A 13,612-nucleotide genomic window follows, 5' to 3' on the forward strand; every position below is an offset into this window, starting at 1 on the left:
AAGTGATATATAAAAAACAAAGTATTCTCTCCCTAATCTTCTGACTATTCCATTTTTCTTTCCTACGCCTCATTTCTACCTCACAAGAAACTTTACGTCAATTTACGCAACCACCAAATAAGTTTAGAAAGAGATATTCTCTTTTCAGCTCATAAGGCGATTTTATTTGCTATAGTATTACCTTCTAAGATAAAGAGTACATTACTTTAGATCTACTTTTAATTTAATAATTATCAGATTTTAATTTTATAATAAATATTTTTAGTCTATTTTTAATTTAGAAAAAGCCTTTTCAGAAACATTCAATAGTTACTTTTGCAACATAGGTTACATACCCATAAAGGACTATCTTGCTCTATACCACGTTTTAAAGACTTACATCTATAATGGAGAAAGCTGATGATGAAGAACATAGAAGACCACTGGTTTTCCCTAGACAACAAGTTAGAACAACAAGAGAAAACAATTTTAAAATCATTGATTATCAGTCGAAAATAAATAGCCAATTATTTGTCCGTTAAATATATAATAGGTAAATTTGCACGGATTAATTTTGAAGGGATGCGTGAAAAGGGACGTTAGAAGGTATCAAACCTTACGTACATATCACTTTTTGTTCCCTAGATGTTGGTCAAAACAATAAGTATTTTTAATTTTAGATGAACGTAATTACGAAAACAGTTCAATTGCCAGATGGAAGAACCATCTCAATTGAAACCGGAAAGGTTGCAAAGCAGGCAGATGGAGCCGCAGTACTCCGCATGGGCAACACAGTACTTCTTGCCACTGTTTGTGCAGCTAAAGAGGCAGTTCCGGGTACAGACTTTATGCCTTTGCAAGTTGATTATCGCGAGCAATATGCTGCAGCAGGACGTTATCCAGGTGGTTTCACCAAACGCGAAGGCAAAGCAAATGACGATGAAATCCTTACTTCACGCCTTGTGGATCGCGTACTTCGCCCACTATTCCCATCAGATTATCACTGCGAAGTATATGTACAGGTAATGCTGTTATCAGCCGATGGCATTGATCAGCCAGACGCTCTCGCAGGATTTGCAGCATCAGCAGCTTTAGCAGCTTCTGACATCCCTATTGATTATCCTACATCAGAGGTTCGCGTTGCACGTGTTAATGGTGAGTATGTCATCAACCCGACCTTCGAGCAGATGAAACATGCAGACATGGATCTCATGGTGGGTGCTACTAAGGACAACATCATGATGGTTGAGGGTGAGATGGATGAGGTTTCTGAACAGGATCTTATTGGCGCTTTGAAGGCAGCACATGAGGCTATCAAACCTATGTGTGAGATGCAGGAAGAGCTTTCTAAGGCATGTGGTACTGACGTAAAACGTGAGTATGACGACGAAATCAATGATGAAGACTTACGCGAACAGGTACGCAAAGAGACATACGATGCTTGCTATGCTGAGGCTCAAAGTGGTGACAACGATAAGAAACATCGTGAAGAAACCTACGAGAAAATCAAGTCTGATTTCATTGAAGCATACGATGCAGCACACACTGACTTAAGTGAAGACGACCTCGAAGAAAAACACGCAGAAATAGAAAGATACTTTGCTGATGTTCAACGTGACTCTATGCGTCGCAGTGTACTTGACACTGGCAAGCGTATGGATGGACGTGCAACGGATGAGATTCGACCAATATGGTGCGAGGTAGATACTCTACCAATGCCACACGGAAGCGCTATCTTCCAACGTGGTGAAACGATGTCTTTATCAACTTGTACACTCGGCACCAAGATGGACGAGAAGATGGTTGACAACGTGTTAGATAAGAGCTATCAACGCTTCCTCTTACACTATAACTTCCCTCCATTCTGTACAGGCGAAGCTAAGGCGCAACGTGGTGTTGGTCGTCGTGAGATTGGTCATGGTCACTTGGCATGGCGCGCTTTGAAGGGTCAGATTCCAGCAGACTTCCCATATACAGTACGCTTAGTTAGCCAGATTCTTGAGTCTAATGGTTCTTCATCAATGGCTACCGTATGTGCAGGAACATTGGCATTGATGGATGCAGGTGTTCCAATGAAGAAGCCTGTATCTGGTATTGCTATGGGCCTTATCAAGAACCCAGGTGAGGACAAATATGCCGTATTGAGTGATATTCTTGGTGATGAGGATCACTTAGGAGATATGGACTTTAAGACTACAGGTACTAAGGATGGTTTGACAGCAACACAGATGGATATCAAGTGTGATGGTCTATCATTCGAAATCTTGGAGAAGGCTTTGATGCAGGCTAAGGCTGGTCGTGAGCATATTCTTAACCTATTGACAGAGACTATCGCAGAGCCACGTCAGGAAATGAAACCACAGGTTCCACGTATTATCCAATTGGAGATTCCAAAGGAGTTCATTGGTGCTGTGATTGGTCCTGGTGGTAAGATTATCCAGCAGATACAGGAAGAAACAGGTGCTACTATCACTATCGAAGAGACAGAGGGAGTAGGTAAAGTACAGGTGTCTGCGCCTAACAAGGATTCTATTGATGCTGCTCTTGGTAAGATAAAGGCAATCGTTGCAGTTCCAGAGATTGGCGAGGTATATGAAGGAACTGTACGTTCTATCATGCCATACGGTTGCTTCGTAGAGATTCTACCAGGTAAGGACGGCTTGCTTCACATCTCTGAAATCGACTGGAAGCGTCTTGAGACTGTTGAAGAGGCTGGTATCAAGGAGGGCGACAAGATTAAGGTTAAGTTGCTCGACATCGATCCTAAGACTGGTAAGTACAAGCTTTCTCGTCGTGTATTACTCGAGAAGCCAGAGGGTTATGTAGAGCCTCAACGTCGCCCAAGAGGTGAGCGTCGTCCACGTCGTGATGGTGAGCATCGTCATGAAGAGCGTCGTCCACGTCGTGAGAATAACGATGTAGAGAATAACGACTAATCGTTCGTTTGAAATAATACTATAATCCCCCAGAAGTCGACTATAGCTTGCTGGGGGATTATATTTCAATATCTACAAGGCCACGTAGATACAATTTCAATTCTACCTGACTATATAAACCACATCATCTAAATTATATAAACCACATCTATCTAACCACTTTTGTGAGATAGAATGATCTTACATTTAATTTAAACAACGCTATTAACACTAAAATGAAAAAAGGCTATCTTTCCCCCACTATGGTTGTTATCCCAATCATAATGGACCATTCTGTCTTAGAGACAGGCTCTGGTGATCTCCCTAAAGGTTCCGAAGGACATAGTGTGGATGATGAAGACGAGGAGTATGAGATGGACGAACCAGCTACTCTCAGTGTTCCAGCTAAACATACATCAATCTTATCTTGAAATAACTGAAATAATGAATTACATTGTAAAAGCATTTATTTATGCGACAATAACACTTGGACTTGTTGCCTGCTCGCAGGAAGATATCAATTCACCTGAGCAACAGAAAGCAAAAGAAGAAATTACTTTCACCATTGATGTTACATTAGACAAGAATGTAGAGGATATGGTGAACGCAAAACAGATGACAAATGTATGGGATGCTGAACAGTCTGCTGCGACCCGTACACCTATTACTTACGACAAGCAAGGGTCATTGACTTATAACTGGAGGGTTGGAAGTACGATTCCTTTATTTGTCTATATCACTGATGGAACACGCCAAATAAGTAGAAAGGTAGCCAAGGGTTTGCAGATTATCTCAGCCAATAAGGGTTACTTTACGTTCTCCGTACCATCTGATTTTGACTTGTCTAAACTACAAGTGGCATCGGCTACGGGTAAGGAAGACGGTGTAGAAAATGGTGCATGGACAATAGGTATAGGCTATAATGGCGTCATGAGGGTTTTTGGACCAAAGGTTATAGATGCGAGTTCATACGATTATAACATCCCGCTCTATTCGAAGTTGACGAAAGTAGACCCTACTACAAAGCACGCTAAAGTTCAGTTTTTAATGTTAGGAAGCTGGATTGGCGTTAGAGCAAAATCGGATATGTATTACAAGAGCAACGTTTATTCCGTCGCCTTAAAGTCTGACGTGCTCCACATGGATGGTACATTTGACCTCTCACAAGCTTCTCCTGTATGGAAACCAGGTCCATACAGAATTAATGTAGATAAGCGACAAGGAAAGGTTTTGGACGAGTGTGATACGATTAGAGTCAATAATTTCGCTATCGGTGGTGAGGCTGATGGAGCAGGAACAACCAAGTATACCAAGCCTTTCTATATCTGGGTAAAGGCTACACCAGGTGTCACCAGTACGACAAAAACAAGAGTTATCCTCCGCAGTGAGGCTGATAGCAAGACAGGCGCAGTAGCTCCACAGATTGATTTCTTGTCTATGCGTAATCGATTCTACCGTGAAGCGAAAGATATTGTAGACTTCAAAGATGGTGATACGTATAACTTTAGTATTAATGCAAGTCTGAAAGAGACACGTGGAGCATTGATGATAACAGAGTATTACCATTCTTCTGCACAAAATGGAGAAAACAGTTGGATTGAGATAACAAATGCTTCAAGAGAGACAGTATCGTTGAAAGGCTATTATCTTGTGAGTCCAAACCCATGGAATGTGGAACCTTTTAAAGCATTATATGTCGCTAACCTGACTGACCTCAAAGCATTGAGCCGAGGAAGCAGTAGTGTTGGTATGCCAGGAAACTCAACAACATCGATACCTGCGGGAAAGTCTATTTGCTTAGCTGCGGGTACAGGCTATGCAGAAGTTGTAGCTAAGAATAAGGCTTATCAGGTAATCAATACAGGGTCAGGAGTGTCTACTCCATCGGCTGTTACAGGTGGTGTACACTATTCAAAGTATATTTGTAAAGACGGTTGGAACATCGACTTGAAAGACCCTAACAATAATATAGTAGACAATTTTGGTGTTGAAGTGAGCTATTTGTCGAATGGCAGCAATGGTTTCTATTATAATTATTATTTAGGAGAGAGGGATTTTGTTCGTTCAAAGGAGACACCTTTTAATGCTCCTTATAATGGATTTAATCCAAAGGGATGGTATTATATGCCGATAGAAACAAGCGGATTAAACTTCCTTGGAACCTTTAATGATTATGATAGTAGGTTCATACCATTCGTGGATTATAAAGATGGTGGAATTGGGAATAGACCAGAACGCTACCGTGATATGTCTTATTACACCAATATCATTCATCTTCCATAAGCAAAGCAAATAGAAGATATTTGATTAATAGAGAATAAATGACATCTAGCTTAGCATTAATTATATAAGTTCGATAGGAGTATTATTCAATGACAAAAGGCATTAACATGAGCTCTTTTGTCATTGAATAATGGTTTTCCACATACTTCTTATTGTTAATAATAACAAAAAGAGAAACCCATTACTTGCTTTGTAACAAAATAACAAATACCTTTGCTCAGAAAATTCAAAGGCTGTTAGATGGCTAAGCAAAACCAAAGTACAAGACAGATGCTTATTGCATGGCTGCTGTTGGCACTCTTCATGTTACCAATGGTAGTAAAGTCTGTGCATGTATGTCAGGTTGAAACTGAGCTTGCTAACGGTCATCACGCAACAGGACAACAAGGTCAAAACCACAATCCTGACTCTTGTTCCATCTGTCACTTTGCCTTTTTCAACTTTGTAAAAGGTGCGGATGTCTTGCTTGCAACAGCAACCCTTATCTTATTGGGCTTCCTCTTCCTTTTTACGCACATCTCTTATGTACGCCCAGAAGTAGAAGTCACCAGCCTTAGAGCTCCCCCTGTACGTTTTTAAAGGGGACGTTCATAAATGATAATCACTGTTATTAGTCTTCCTGATTATCAACTTATTATCCTTTATTAAGCCCTCTTTCCGTCATCACGACAGGGATTATATCGTAATATTGTATCCTCTCGTATAGGGGAGAATACACCTTATTGTAAGTCTATAATCTGTCGTCATGGCGCACAAACACCCTCTTTTATATTGCTTCCAACGCATATAAAGGAGAGCTGAAACAGCATTTCTTTTATTTAAACATTAGAACACGTGATAATGAATAAAGCTATTTTAGCTTTCGTTTTATCACCTATCTGTGTGACAGCAGTAGCCGTACAACACACTTCAATAGTCGTTCCAGCGAAAGAAAAAAACGACGTTGATAGTAGTATTGTTATGCAAAATGTCACCGTATTAGGCGATCGTCAGAAAGAGACACAAATGTCATCTTCTGTCAATACTGTACGCATTGACAAGTCGTATTTACGGACAAACTTCACAGGAAGTCTCATGCAATCACTCAGCGGAATACCTGGAGTTAAGGCAATGAGTATCGGTTCCGGACAATCGAAACCCACGATACGTGGACTCGGTTTTAATCGAATGGTTGTAACAGAAGATGGCATCAAACATGAAGGACAACAGTGGGGAGATGACCACGGATTAGAGATTGATCAGTTCGCTATCGACCGTATCGAAGTGATCAAAGGACCAGCTGCCCTACTCTATGGATCGGACGCTATTGGTGGAGTTATCAACCTTTACACCAACTTCATACCTACCAAACCATTTGAAGGAAGTGCCTCTCTCTTCACGAGAAGCAATAACGCATCTATTGGAGCAGCAGCCCGTTTGCAAGGAACTGGTAAGCATTTCTATTGGAAAGCAAACGCAACTTACATTGATTATGCCGATTACAAAGTACCAACCAATAGTATTCAGTACTTCTCTTACGACATCCCTCTCTATAAGAAAAGACTTCGTAACACAGCTGGATTAGAGCGTGATGGGAGCGTAACCATTGGTTACAAACATTATAACTTCCATACTGAGTTGAAGTTTTCTGATACATATTCAAAGAGTGGATTCTTTGCTAATGCACATGGTCTGGAGGTCAGATTGTCAAGCATTGACTATGATAAGTCACGTCGAGACATCGACTTACCCTATCAGAGTGTGAATCATTTTAAGGCAATGAGCCACACTGTTTATCAACATGGCAACTTAGCTCTTGAAGTCAACCTAGCCTATCAGAACAACCATAGAAAGGAGCTTGCAGAAGCGGTGTCACATGGTTATATGCCAATTCCTCCACATACGCTTGAACGTGAATTTAAGAAAGATACTTACACAGCCAACGTCATTATGCGTCTCACGATGGGTGAACGACACACACTGACAACAGGTATCAACAGTGAATATCAGCATAACCGCCGTGCAGGATGGGGCTTTATTATTCCAGACTTCGAGACGAGTTCGTTCGGAGCCTACGCCTTCGACCGCTTTAAGGTAACGAACGACTTAATTCTGAATGCTGGTGTTCGTTATGACCATGTACATACTCACTTGCACAGTTACAACGACTGGTTCAAGACACCAATCAATGCTACTGACTCCGTATATAAGGAACGCTCCATCAATCTTAGCCGTTCTTTCAATAGCTTGACATGGTCAGCTGGTGTAAACTATGCAGTCAAGCAATGGATTCTAAAGCTCAATATCGGTAAGAGTTTCCGTGTTCCAATACCAAAGGAACTCGGTACAGATGGTGTCAATTATCACATCTTTAGATACGAGAAAGGTAATCCAGACCTCAAACCAGAAGAGTCTTATCAAGTGGATGCAGGTATTCACTGGGGCAATGATCGACTTTCCATTCAGTTCGATCCCTACCTCAATTACTTCCCGAACTACATCTACATGAATCCAACTCCCGATTACTACGAAGGCTTACAATGGTATTTTTATACACAAAGTCGCGTGATTCGCTATGGAGCAGAGCTACAATTAAACTGGAAGATACTCCCTTCTCTGAACACGGAACTAAAGGGTGAGTATCTATATGCCGAACAGTTATCAGGAGCAAAGAAGGGTTACACTCTTCCATTCAGCACTCCTTGGTCAGCAGATGCCACTATCAAGTATGATTTCTGCCGTGAGAAGATAGATAATGAGGGATTTGTAGCATTCAACTTGCATGTTACTGGTAGACAAAACAACATAGTTCCACCAGAGAAGCAGACGCCAGGTTACTACACTCTAAACCTCACTGCAGGAAAGAACTTCAACCTCGGTAACAAGAAACTACACATTAATCTCAATGCAGAAAACCTCTTGAACCGAAAGTATTACGACCATACTAGCTTCTATCGACTCATCGATGTGCCTGAACCGGGACGCAATGTAGCATTAATGGTAGGGCTGGACTTCTAAAGAAGAAATAGCACTTAATCTTACAAATTAAATCTGAGATAGTGAAAGGATGAGCGTGGTGGGCAGACATATACACATTCTCTTCCCCCATGACTCCCTTTCCTTAAACATAAACAAACAAGTCATTAAAGACAAGTTATAAGATTACAAATCTAGGCGAAAGCCTTACTTAAAACAATTTACACAATGAAAAAGAAACTATTTATTGGTGCTTTAGCACTCTTAAGCGTATTTGCAATGGTGTTGACATCATGTGACAACGAAGACATCACACCAAGTTCTATTGAATTCAAGAACCCTGAATTTGGTCATGACAACAACAAGATTGGTATCATCGGAGGTGATATTCACCTTGAGTGTGACATTGTCTCAAATGCAAAAATCCGTGTTATCCAAGTTGCCCTATTAAAGGATAATAAACAAGTAAAGCTTCAATCATACACAGATGCAAAGTATGTTGGCGTATTAAACACCAAGTTCCATGAGCATCTTAAGCTCTCTGACGACCTCGAAGAAGGCGAATATACTTGTATCATTGCAGTTACAACGGTTGATAACACCACTCGTTACATCAGTGAAAAGATCCAGTTAAAGAAAAAGACAGTTGATACGAAGGCACCGAAGATAACCAATCTAAATGTTGACAAGATGACAGCTGCACCTAATGAGAAGCTCACTTTCCAAGCCAACATAGAGACAACTTCAGATATTAAAGAGATTGAGATTGAGTTCCACGGAGACAAGGAACATGAGATAGAAATCAATGATCTCAATGGTAAAAAAGGTAAGATTACATTTAACAAAGAGCTTGCTGTCCCTGCAGAATGTAAACCAGGTACCTATCACATACACTTCACAGTAAAGGATGTTGATGGTCGCGAGACAACCGAAGAGATTGAGGATTTTATCGTAAAATAACCTCCTTATAGTATTCTTCATCAATAACAACAAGAGTAAACAGCACATGTGTCCGCCCTACCCTCCCTATGAGGTGGCGGACACATATACCTTACATCTTTTCGAAGAACCAACTAATTAACAACGAACAAACATAAAACAAGAAACTTATGAGAAAGGTTTTATTCGGTTTAACAACCGCTGTAATGCTATTGGGAACAGTAGCTTGCACTAATAACGACGACATTGTAAAAGACAATCAACTACCAACTATCACCGATCAAGGCATTACTGCCGTTCCAATGGATTGTGATGTGTTTCAAAGAGGAGGCATTATCCCCTTCCGTTATCGCCTTACTGATAATGACGAACTGGGTAGTTACAACATAGAAATACACAACAACTTCGACCATCACACGCATGGAACACAGGCTCAAGGCTGCTCTATGGATCCAGTGAAGAAGCCTGTAAAGCCTTTCCACTATGATGAAAGTTTCAAGATTCCTAGCGGAAGTAAGTCTTTCGACGCTAAGCAAGATATCAAAATACCAACAGATATTGACCCAGGAGACTATCACTTCGTCATTCGAGTTACCGATCAAACAGGTAATCAGCAATTGCGTGCAATGGCTATAAAGATAAAATAAAGGTTAAAAGACTTGCTTCTTTCAAAGAAAATATAATATCTTTGCAGCCCGAGAGTATAAAGATTAATTACAAACTAATGTATAGAAAGTTATGAAAAAAGTAATGTTATTGGTAGCTGCATGCGCAGCTATGGTAGCTTGCAACAATGGCAAGACTACTACAAACGCAGAGAGTAAGGATTCAACAGCGCAGGACTCTGTTGCAGCTGACTCATCAGTTTATGAAGGAATGACACCTGCTGCAGACGTTGCAGGTATCAAGTATCATGTCGCATTAGCGAAAGATTCAACCAATGGCTACAGCGTTTCAGAGGCTTATATGAAGTCTGAAACAGAAGTAGACACCACTTACAGCTACACAGGTAAGTATAAGGTTGTAGCAAAGGATGTTAAGGGTAAGAAGAATACCTACTACCAGTTTGAGTTGGGCAAGGGCAACACCACCAACTTCCTCGTAGTAAATGATTCAACCCTCCGATTGGTTAACTCTGACTTTGAAGAGCCTGCTGTTAACAGCAAGGACATGAATTATGACTTGAAGTTGAAGAAGTAATTCCTGTCGACTAAAGGTTTTAAAAGATTAAAGCATAGGCTACATAAGTGGATTCGCAACCATTTGCGCAATCGCTTATGTAGCCTTTTTGCTTCCCAGCTTGACTATCTTCTTCATTTAAGGTTAGCACCTCTCACCCTCATCCAGAGATAGAGGATAGGTTCTAAACACCACTACGAATCACAGACAAACACAATGTTTCTTTTCAAGATAGAGAATAAGTACTATTAAGGAAGTGCTTTCTTCCCATCAAAGAAACGCCCTCTTCACTATAAGGAAACGCCCTTCTTAAATGGAGAAAAGCGTTCCTTTACTAGTCCCCATAGCCACATACTCTTCTTCGAAGGAGCTTGGAAAGGCTTTTACTAGCATTCCTTTAACCTTTCCTCTTCCCTTCTCATTCCTTGAACACACCTATCTTTTTTCTTTATTATGCCCCATGTTAACGTATAAATGCGTATCTTTGCAATGGGAAGAATGGCACATTCGCTACCAGTAGTTCCCTTTTCATCAATCAAAAGATAAAGAATTAACAGTAACAAATAGGTTAAATGGCACTGAACTACATTTGGATAGCGTTCTTCTTCATCGCTTTCATCTTTGGAATCATCTCTCTTCTGATGGGCGACACGACTATATTTGAAAAGATGGTAAAAGCTACTTTCGAATCATCAGAGACCGCTTTTACAACATCCCTGAACCTAACTGGTATCTTAGCATTGTGGTTGGGCATCATGAAGATAGGTGAGCAAGCGGGAGTTGTCAACGTTCTTGCACGTATGTTGAGCCCTTTTCTATCGAAGTTGTTCCCTGATATCCCACGAAACCACCCTGTCATGGGGTCGATCTTCATGAATATTGCATCCAACATGTTGGGTCTTGACAATGCAGCAACGCCTACCGGACTAAAGGCGATGAGCCAAATGCAGGAGCTAAACACGAAGAAAGACACAGCAACAAACCCCATGATCATGTTCTTAGTGCTGAATACTTCAGGGCTAACCATCATCCCAACAGCTATTCTTGGCTATCGAAGTATGTACGGGGCAGCCCAACCAACCGACGTATTCATCCCTATCTTATTGGCAACAACCATTGCTACACTGGTTGGAATACTACTTACAGCAGGCTGGCAACGCATTAATATCTTCCAACCCACGCTCCTCTTAGGGCTCATCGGACTGATGGGTTTTGTCGGAGTAGTCATCTGGAGCTTTGGACAAATGGACAAGCAGACCATGGCAACAGTAACTTCTATTGCCTCAAACCTCATCTTGATGACCATTATCGTCCTATTCATTGCTGCCGGACTATTAAAGAAGATAAACGTTTATAACGCTTTCATCGAAGGAGCAAAAGAGGGTTTTCATACGGCAGTACGCATTATTCCTTACTTAGTTGCTATCTTAGTGGCTGTTGGAGTATTCCGTGCTTCAGGTGGTATGGAGCTTATGATGAAAGGTATTAGATGGTTTGTCGAAACCTGCGGACTGGACACTCGATTCGTCGACGCACTCCCTACGGCTCTTATGAAACCTCTTTCAGGTAGCGGGGCACGTGGACTAATGATTGAAGCAATGAAGACTTATGGTGCAGACTCATTCGTTGGACGACTGAGTTGTATCTTCCAAGGATCAACAGATACCACTTTCTACATCCTAGCAGTCTACTTCGGTAGTGTGAGCATTAAGTACACTCGACATGCAGTAGCCTGTGGATTGCTAGCCGACTTGGCTGGTGTAATAGCTGCAATCGCTATCTGTTATATCTTCTTCTAGTAACCAATATAAGACGATTAGGGGTTACTACTTCTCTAGAAGTATGTGCCTAATAATAAAAACAAGCAATGGCAAATTTAAAATCACTTGCAAAAGACACTGCTATCTATGGTATGAGCAGTATCATCGGAAGGTTCTTAAACTATCTTCTCGTACCCCTTTACACCGCAAAGATTAGTGCGGCGAGCGGAGGATATGGTGTTATCACAAACATATACGCCTATACTGCCCTCTTACTCGTCGTTCTTACTTACGGAATGGAGACCACTTTCTTCCGTTACGCCAATAAGAGTGACCAAGATCCAAAGCGTGTCTATTCAACTACATTGACGCTCGTAGGCTTCACATCCCTGCTCTTTATTGCTCTAGTATTCATCTTTATACAGCCCATCTGTAACTTTATGGGCTATTCGGAGCACCCCTCTTACGTATGGGCAATGGCTATCACTGTAGCGATTGATGCGTTCCAGTGCATTCCCTTTGCGTATCTTAGATATAAGAAACGCCCTATCAAGTTCGCAGCTTTCAAGCTCTTATTCATCGCATTGAATATCATCTTGAACCTTGCTTACTATCTCGTATTAGGTGGACATGAGGTGGGTTATGCCTTCTACATCAACTTGGCATGTACAGGAACTATCACTTTCTGCTTCTGGAGAGAGCTGAAAGACGGATTCTTCGGCAGTGGGAAGCTCTTTGATGTACCTCTCGCTAAGAAGATGCTGTCCTATTCTTGGCCTATCCTCATCCTTGGTATTGCTGGAATACTTAATCAGACGGCAGGTTACATACTCTTTCCTTATGTCTACAAGAATAACGATGCACATACACAACTCGGTATCTTCGGTGCCGCCAGTAAGATTGCTATGATCATGTCAATGATTACGCAGGCCTTCAGATATGCTTATGAACCCTTCGTCTTTGGTAAGTCTCGAGACAAAGACAACAAAGAGACATACGCAAGAGCTATGAAGTTCTTTATCATCTTCACCTTACTTGCCTTCTTGGTGGTAATGGGCTACATGGATATTCTGCGTCACATCATTGGTCGTGACTATTGGGTTGGACTGAAGGTAGTGCCTATCGTGATGGCTGGTGGTATCATGACGGGCGTTTACTTCAACCTTAGTTTCTGGTATAAGCTCATTGATAAGACCATTTGGGGTGCCTATTTCTCTGGCATTGGATGTGCAGTAATCATTGGAATCAACGTTATCTTCGTACCACGTTATGGTTACATTGCCTGTGCATGGGCTGGTTTCTTAGGCAATGCAACGGCAATGATACTCTCTTACATCGTCGGTCAACGTAAGTACCCCATTGCTTATCCATTGAAGAGTATCTTTGTGTATGTGCTCATCGGTGGTCTTTTCTTTGCAGGAATAACGATTAGCAATGAACGTTTATCCGTTCCTCTCGCCCTTACCGTGAACACGATTATCATCTTACTCTTCGTTGCTCACGTCCTTTACCACGACCTTCCACTGGTAAAGATACGGAGACATAAGAGTTAAGGAGAGTGTTTGAGGAATGAAACGAACCTAAGAATATCATCAACCAATT

General features: G+C 41.3%; 11 protein-coding genes. All 11 read left to right on the forward strand.

Going from position 1 to position 13,612, the window contains the following annotated elements:
* Nucleotides 1-386 precede the first annotated feature (386 nt).
* Nucleotides 387-521 carry a hypothetical protein gene (locus HMPREF9969_RS13290; protein ID WP_255346220.1) on the forward strand — a complete coding sequence of 45 codons (135 nt, stop codon included), beginning with the start codon at nucleotides 387-389 and terminating at the stop codon, nucleotides 519-521.
* A 138-nt stretch (nucleotides 522-659) separates the two neighbouring features.
* On the forward strand, nucleotides 660-2,915 hold the full coding sequence (gene pnp / locus HMPREF9969_RS08890) for a polyribonucleotide nucleotidyltransferase (RefSeq protein WP_036895583.1): 2,256 nt from the start codon (nucleotides 660-662) through the stop codon (nucleotides 2,913-2,915).
* A gap of 215 nt (nucleotides 2,916-3,130) precedes the next feature.
* Nucleotides 3,131-3,325, forward strand: a complete 195-nt coding sequence (locus HMPREF9969_RS12885; protein ID WP_156787971.1) for a hypothetical protein — start codon at nucleotides 3,131-3,133, stop codon at nucleotides 3,323-3,325.
* A 13-nt stretch (nucleotides 3,326-3,338) separates the two neighbouring features.
* Complete coding sequence (locus HMPREF9969_RS08895; RefSeq protein ID WP_009435527.1) at nucleotides 3,339-5,177, forward strand: lamin tail domain-containing protein; 1,839 nt, start codon at nucleotides 3,339-3,341, stop codon at nucleotides 5,175-5,177.
* A 240-nt stretch (nucleotides 5,178-5,417) separates the two neighbouring features.
* Entirely contained in the window at nucleotides 5,418-5,756 is a 339-nt protein-coding gene (locus HMPREF9969_RS08900; protein ID WP_009435547.1) for a hypothetical protein, read from the forward strand.
* A gap of 261 nt (nucleotides 5,757-6,017) precedes the next feature.
* Complete coding sequence (locus HMPREF9969_RS08905; RefSeq protein ID WP_009435415.1) at nucleotides 6,018-8,174, forward strand: TonB-dependent receptor; 2,157 nt, start codon at nucleotides 6,018-6,020, stop codon at nucleotides 8,172-8,174.
* Nucleotides 8,175-8,360: 186 nt separating this feature from the next.
* Complete coding sequence (locus tag HMPREF9969_RS08910) at nucleotides 8,361-9,092, forward strand: DUF4625 domain-containing protein (protein ID WP_009435501.1); 732 nt, start codon at nucleotides 8,361-8,363, stop codon at nucleotides 9,090-9,092.
* 149 nt (nucleotides 9,093-9,241) lie between these two features.
* Nucleotides 9,242-9,718 carry a DUF4625 domain-containing protein gene (locus tag HMPREF9969_RS08915; protein WP_009435450.1) on the forward strand — a complete coding sequence of 159 codons (477 nt, stop codon included), beginning with the start codon at nucleotides 9,242-9,244 and terminating at the stop codon, nucleotides 9,716-9,718.
* Nucleotides 9,719-9,809: 91 nt separating this feature from the next.
* On the forward strand, nucleotides 9,810-10,271 hold the full coding sequence (locus HMPREF9969_RS08920; RefSeq protein WP_009435407.1) for a copper resistance protein NlpE N-terminal domain-containing protein: 462 nt from the start codon (nucleotides 9,810-9,812) through the stop codon (nucleotides 10,269-10,271).
* 551 nt (nucleotides 10,272-10,822) lie between these two features.
* Nucleotides 10,823-12,049: a nucleoside recognition domain-containing protein gene (locus HMPREF9969_RS08925; RefSeq protein WP_009435459.1), complete on the forward strand. Its 1,227-nt coding sequence runs from the start codon at nucleotides 10,823-10,825 to the stop codon at nucleotides 12,047-12,049.
* Nucleotides 12,050-12,117: 68 nt separating this feature from the next.
* Complete coding sequence (locus tag HMPREF9969_RS08930) at nucleotides 12,118-13,563, forward strand: lipopolysaccharide biosynthesis protein (protein ID WP_009435478.1); 1,446 nt, start codon at nucleotides 12,118-12,120, stop codon at nucleotides 13,561-13,563.
* Nucleotides 13,564-13,612: the final 49 nt, after the last annotated feature.

Source organism: Prevotella sp. oral taxon 306 str. F0472, assembly GCF_000257925.1.
Classification (GTDB): domain Bacteria; phylum Bacteroidota; class Bacteroidia; order Bacteroidales; family Bacteroidaceae; genus Prevotella; species Prevotella vespertina.

Coding starts and splice junctions, on each gene's coding strand:
- HMPREF9969_RS13290 (WP_255346220.1), top strand. CDS start 387: ATGGAGAAAGCTGATGATGAAGAACATAGAAGACCACTGGTTTTCCCT.
- pnp (WP_036895583.1), top strand. CDS start 660: ATGAACGTAATTACGAAAACAGTTCAATTGCCAGATGGAAGAACCATC.
- HMPREF9969_RS12885 (WP_156787971.1), top strand. CDS start 3,131: ATGAAAAAAGGCTATCTTTCCCCCACTATGGTTGTTATCCCAATCATA.
- HMPREF9969_RS08895 (WP_009435527.1), top strand. CDS start 3,339: ATGAATTACATTGTAAAAGCATTTATTTATGCGACAATAACACTTGGA.
- HMPREF9969_RS08900 (WP_009435547.1), top strand. CDS start 5,418: ATGGCTAAGCAAAACCAAAGTACAAGACAGATGCTTATTGCATGGCTG.
- HMPREF9969_RS08905 (WP_009435415.1), top strand. CDS start 6,018: ATGAATAAAGCTATTTTAGCTTTCGTTTTATCACCTATCTGTGTGACA.
- HMPREF9969_RS08910 (WP_009435501.1), top strand. CDS start 8,361: ATGAAAAAGAAACTATTTATTGGTGCTTTAGCACTCTTAAGCGTATTT.
- HMPREF9969_RS08915 (WP_009435450.1), top strand. CDS start 9,242: ATGAGAAAGGTTTTATTCGGTTTAACAACCGCTGTAATGCTATTGGGA.
- HMPREF9969_RS08920 (WP_009435407.1), top strand. CDS start 9,810: ATGAAAAAAGTAATGTTATTGGTAGCTGCATGCGCAGCTATGGTAGCT.
- HMPREF9969_RS08925 (WP_009435459.1), top strand. CDS start 10,823: ATGGCACTGAACTACATTTGGATAGCGTTCTTCTTCATCGCTTTCATC.
- HMPREF9969_RS08930 (WP_009435478.1), top strand. CDS start 12,118: ATGGCAAATTTAAAATCACTTGCAAAAGACACTGCTATCTATGGTATG.